Annotated in this window: 1 protein-coding gene and 2 pseudogenes; 2 read left to right on the top strand and 1 reads right to left on the bottom strand. The window is 68.3% G+C overall.

Going from position 1 to position 1,044, the window contains the following annotated elements:
- Positions 1-148, bottom strand: a pseudogene (locus tag KBX53_RS36745) (disulfide bond formation protein DsbA); the annotation flags it as partial.
- Between the two features lie 51 nt (positions 149-199).
- Between KBX53_RS36745 and KBX53_RS33990 the strand changes: the two are divergent.
- Positions 200-727, top strand: coding sequence for a MarR family winged helix-turn-helix transcriptional regulator (locus KBX53_RS33990; protein WP_210863928.1), 528 nt, complete (start codon positions 200-202; stop codon positions 725-727).
- 43 nt (positions 728-770) lie between these two features.
- A pseudogene (locus KBX53_RS33985) lies at positions 771-1,044 on the top strand (GNAT family N-acetyltransferase); the annotation flags it as partial.

Below are 1,044 nucleotides of genomic sequence, written 5' to 3'. Positions count from 1 at the left end.
CGTAGATCACCGAGAGGCTCATCACCTCGAACCGCAGGGTGAGCGGCCGCATCTTCGCGACCTCCATGAGCCAGCGTGAGGTGATCCAGGCGAACGGGCAGGACGGATCCACGTAGGTGATGGCTACCGGGGCGGACGTTGACGTCACGTTATCTTCCACGGAAGATAATTTATCTTCCGTGGAAGGTAAGATGCAACAGTGGATGACGACCGGATCGCCGACATCGTCGGCCAGTGGGGTCGCGAACGACCAGACCTCGACCCCACTCCGCTGCTGATCATCGGTCGCATCCAACAGTTGGCCGCCGCGCTCGACGCGGCCCTGCGACCGCCGTTCGCCGCCGCGGACCTCGGCAACGGCGACTTCGACGTGCTCGCGGCGCTGCGCCGCGAGGGCGAGCCGTACACGCTCACCCCGGGGCAGTTGAGCCAACGGATGCTCGTCACCACCGGGGCGGTGACCAAGCGGGTGGACCGACTGATCGCCCGCGGACTCGTGTCCCGCTCGGTCTCCACGGCCGACGCGCGCGGCAGAGTGGTCGGGCTGACTCCGGCGGGTGTGGCATTGACCGACCGGCTCATCGAGGAGCATCTGGCCAACGAGGCGGCCATCCTTCGCGGCCTCACCGACAGCGACCGAACGGCCCTCGAACGCCTGTTGGCGGCGATCGATCGGAACCTGGCCTCTCCGGATCGCGGCCCCGAGGGCGGCAGCCCGACCGGCTGACGACCACGGTCGTGATCCACCAGCCACGGACTACCATTCCGCCATGAACGACACCAGCCACGGCGTACACATCAGGGGTGGCAGCCCCGCCGACGCGCCTGCCGTCCTGGCCATGCTGGACTCCGCGGTGGCCTGGATGAACGACCGGGGCAACACCGAGCAGTGGGGCACGACGCCGTTCTCCACGCAGCCCGCGAGGGTCGAGCAGGTCGATCGCTACCTGACCGAGAACGCCCCGTTCATCGCGGAGTTGGATGGAACGCCGGCCGCAGCGATGGTGCTGGGCTCCGGGCCCGACACGCGCGTACCGATCGCGC

Origin of the sequence: Micromonospora sp. M51 (assembly GCF_018070305.1) — a bacterium.
In the GTDB taxonomy this organism is placed as follows: Bacteria; Actinomycetota; Actinomycetes; order Mycobacteriales; family Micromonosporaceae; genus Micromonospora; species Micromonospora parva.
The sequence above is the reverse complement of the archived record's forward strand: the minus strand, read 5'-3'. Positions and strand labels throughout refer to the sequence as shown.